4 protein-coding genes are annotated in these 3,323 nt (G+C 77.9%); 1 reads left to right on the forward strand and 3 read right to left on the reverse strand.

The window, feature by feature from the left end; translation table 11 throughout:
• Nucleotides 1-61: 61 nt before the first annotated feature.
• Nucleotides 62-220 carry a hypothetical protein gene (locus tag HCN52_RS23035; protein WP_168090363.1) on the reverse strand — a complete coding sequence of 53 codons (159 nt, stop codon included), beginning with the start codon at nucleotides 218-220 and terminating at the stop codon, nucleotides 62-64.
• A gap of 133 nt (nucleotides 221-353) precedes the next feature.
• Between HCN52_RS23035 and HCN52_RS23040 the strand changes: the two genes are divergently transcribed.
• On the forward strand, nucleotides 354-1,244 hold the full coding sequence (locus HCN52_RS23040; protein ID WP_168090364.1) for a GNAT family N-acetyltransferase: 891 nt from the start codon (nucleotides 354-356) through the stop codon (nucleotides 1,242-1,244).
• Between the two features lie 36 nt (nucleotides 1,245-1,280).
• On the opposite strand, the gene HCN52_RS23045 is transcribed toward HCN52_RS23040, so the two are convergent.
• Both HCN52_RS23045 and HCN52_RS23050 read right to left on the reverse strand, forming a co-directional pair.
• Nucleotides 1,281-1,958, reverse strand: a complete 678-nt coding sequence (locus tag HCN52_RS23045) for a response regulator transcription factor (RefSeq protein WP_168090365.1) — start codon at nucleotides 1,956-1,958, stop codon at nucleotides 1,281-1,283.
• On the reverse strand, nucleotides 1,955-3,295 hold the full coding sequence (locus HCN52_RS23050; protein ID WP_312876848.1) for a sensor histidine kinase: 1,341 nt from the start codon (nucleotides 3,293-3,295) through the stop codon (nucleotides 1,955-1,957). Before HCN52_RS23050 ends, HCN52_RS23045 begins: the two co-directional genes overlap by 4 nt.
• Between the last annotated feature and the right edge of the window lie 28 nt (nucleotides 3,296-3,323).

Here is a 3,323-nt window from a genome sequence, read left to right on the forward strand (position 1 = left end):
GGGCCCGGAGCGTGTGCCGGACCCCGCGCCGGGCTCGCGACGCCGGGCCCCGCACACGCTCTCAGCGCGTCGACTCGACGGCGCGTGCCGGGGCGCGGGCGTCGAAGTGCTCCTCGGGGGCGCCGCCCGGGTGCGGCCCGCCGCACCCCTCGGCCAGCAGCAGCAGGCCCAGCAGCGCGCCGACGACCGCCACCACGATGCCCCACGAACGCCCGCTCATACGGCGATGATCGCAGGACGCCGCCGCCGTGCGGAACCCGGCCGGCGCGGTCCCGGACCGCCGCCTCTGCCGGGAGCGTGGGGCGGGGCGGTGGATCTGGACCGCCGGTGGGCGGGACGGCGACAATGGGCGGATGCTGCTGCGCCGTGTGCGGGACAGCCCGCGTGACGCCGAGTCGGTCCGACGGCTCGCCCTCGCCTCCCGGGACGCCGCGGCGGCGGAGCCCCACGCCTCTCCCGGCGGCACCGAGCCGGTGGACTGCCCGGTGGCCGCCGTGCGGCACCGCCGGGCGACCGAGCACCTCGCCCGCACCGACCCGGAGGGCTGCTGGCTCGCCGAGGACGGCTCCGGCCGGCCCATCGGGGCGGTCCGCGCCGCGCTGCGCGAGGGGACCTGGGCGCTCTCGCTGCTGGTGGTGCGACCCGAGGCGCGCGGCGCCGGAGTGGGCGGGGCGCTGCTGGAGCGGGCGATCGCCCACGGGCGCGGCACGCTGCGCGGCATCGCCCGGGCCACGGCGGACCCCGCCGCCGCCCGGCTGCTCCGCCGCGCCGGCTTCTCGCTGCACCCGACGCTCCGGCTGTCGGGCTCCCTGGACACGGCGGGTCTCACCGCCCCGGACGGGCCGGCGGTGGAGGGCGGCGCGGGTCAGCGCGACCTCATGGACTCCGTCGACCGGGCCGTGCGCGGCGGTGCCCACGGGCCGGACCACGAGGAGCTGCTGCTCCACCACCGGGTGGTGGTCGCCGACGATCTCGCCGGCAGCGGGTACTGCTACGTGGCGGAGGACGGCCGGGTGGAGCTGCTGGCCGCCACCTCCCGCCGGATCGCCTCCCGACTGCTGACGGCGGCGCTGCTGAGCCTGCCCGCGGGGACGGCCGTGACGGTCGACCAGCTCACCGCGGACCAGCAGTGGGCGGTGGACGTGGGGCTGGCGGCGGGGCTCCGCGTGAGCGGCTCCGGGCTGGTGGCGCTGCGCGGCATGCGGCCACCGGCGCCCTATGTCCCCTCGCCCGCCTTCCTCTGACGCGCGGCGGACCGCCGGGCCGGCCGACCGGCCCGGTCAGTCGGCCCGTCCGGGGCGTACCAGCCCCGACTCGTAGGCCGTCATGACCAGTTGGGCACGGTCGCGGGCGGCCAGTTTGGCGAGCAGCCGGTTCATGTGGGTCTTCACCGTCAGCGGGCTGACGTGCAGCCGCAGCGCGATCTCGTCGTTGGAACGGCCCCGGGCGACCTCCAGCAGCACCTCCCGCTCCCGGGCGGTGAGGGTCGCGAGTCCGGCGGCGGCCTGCGGCGAGGGGCCCGGGCCGTCACCCGCGAGGAACCGTTCGATCAGCCCCCGCGTGGCAGACGGCGAGAGCAGCGCCTCCCCCGCGGCGGCGACGCGGATCGCGGTGAGCAGTTCGTCGGGTCCCGCGCTCTTCCCGAGGAACCCGCAGGCCCCGGCGCGCAGCGCCTCCACCACGTAGTCGTCCTGCTCGAACGTGGTGAGGATGACGACACGGACCGCGGCGAGGGCCGGGTCGGCGGTGATGGCGCGCGTCGCGGCGATGCCGTCGGTCCCCGGCATCCGGATGTCCATCAGCACCACATCGCAGGGGCGCTGCCGCAGCACGCGGACCGCCGCGTCGCCGTCGGCCGCCTCCCCCACCACGGTCATGTCCGGCTCGGAGTCCACGAGCACCCGGAAGGCGCTGCGCAGCAGCGCCTGGTCGTCCACGAGCAGCACGGTCGTCGTCATGCGCGGCGCCCCCGCAGCAGCCGGCCGGGCGAGGGGCAGGCGAAGGAGAGGGACGGTTCGGGGCACCCCCGCGGCGCCTGCTCCGACCGGGACTCCCCCGGTCGGGCCAGCGGCAGCCCGACCCGCACCAGGAAGCCGCCCGAGGGCGCCGGCCCGGCGGCGAAGGCGCCACCGAGCGCCTCGGCCCGCTCCCGCATCCCGGTGAGCCCGTGGCCACCGCCGGTGCGGGCGGCGGCCGTCGGGGACGGGGCGCCGTCGTCGCGCACGGTGATCTCCAGCAGGGCCGAGCCGCTGCGGGGCCCGGGGACCCGTTCCAGCCGCACGGTGGCCCGTGCGCCCGGTCCGGCGTGTTTCTGCACGTTGGTGAGAGCCTCCTGCACCACGCGGTAGGCGGCGAGGTCCACCGCCGCGGGCAGCGGGGCCATGGGGCCGGGGCGCTCGACCGCGACCCGCATCCCGGCGCGCCCGCACCCCTCCACCAGCTCGTCGAGCCGGGCCAGCCCCGACGCCGGTTCCGTCGGGGCGACCGGGTCGCCCTGCTGGCGCAGCAGGACGACGGTGGACTGCAGTTCCTCCAGCGCCTGGCGGCTCGCCTCCCGCACGTGGGTCAGCGCCTCGCGCGCCTGGTCGGGACGGTTCTCCATCACGTGGGAGGCGACACCGGCCTGCACGTTGACCATGGCGATGTGGTGGGCGACGACGTCGTGCAGCTCCCGCGCGATCCGCATGCGCTCCTCCGCCACCCGCCGCCGCGCCTCCTCCTCGCGGGTCTTCTCGGCGTGGTCGGCCCGCTCCCGGATACCCGCCAGCACGGCGCGGTGGCCGCGCACCGCGTCCCCCGCGGCAGCCGCGGCCGCGTACCAGGCGAGGGTCCCGAAGTTCTCCGCGGCGTACCACGGGTGGGGGCCGAAGCCCATCGCCACGCCGGTGCCCACCGCGATGACCAGCAGCCCGATCCGCCAGGTGGCGGCCCGTCCCGCGCGGTGGGCGACGGTGAACAGCGCCACCACCACCGCCACCGAGACGACCGGGCTCCGATCGGGGGTCGCGGGAAGCGCCGCGGTGGCGAGGACATCGGCGACTGAGGCCACCGTGGTCACCGCCAGGACCGCGACCGGGAAGCGGCGGCGGAACACCAGCGCGGCCGAGGCGAGCAGCGCCAGACAGACGGTGTGCGGCAGCACGTCGCGGATGTCCAGTACCTCGTGGCCCGCCTGGTGGCCGACGGCTACCGAGCCGACCACCATCGTCCCGAACACCACGGCGGCCAGCAGCGCGTCGATCCACAGCGGGTGGCGGGCGGCCCAGCGCCGGGCGCGGGCTGCGGGCGGTGGCACGGGCCGGGCGCCGCCGTCCGTCCGGCCG

Origin of the sequence: Streptomyces bohaiensis (genome assembly GCF_012033785.1) — a bacterium.
Lineage (GTDB): Bacteria > Actinomycetota > Actinomycetes > Streptomycetales > Streptomycetaceae > Streptomyces > Streptomyces bohaiensis.

Excerpts from the sequence above, each read along its gene's own strand:
- HCN52_RS23035 (WP_168090363.1), bottom strand. The coding sequence starts at position 220 with ATGAGCGGGCGTTCGTGGGGCATCGTGGTGGCGGTCGTCGGCGCGCTG.
- HCN52_RS23040 (WP_168090364.1), top strand. The coding sequence starts at position 354 with ATGCTGCTGCGCCGTGTGCGGGACAGCCCGCGTGACGCCGAGTCGGTC.
- HCN52_RS23045 (WP_168090365.1), bottom strand. The coding sequence starts at position 1,958 with ATGACGACGACCGTGCTGCTCGTGGACGACCAGGCGCTGCTGCGCAGC.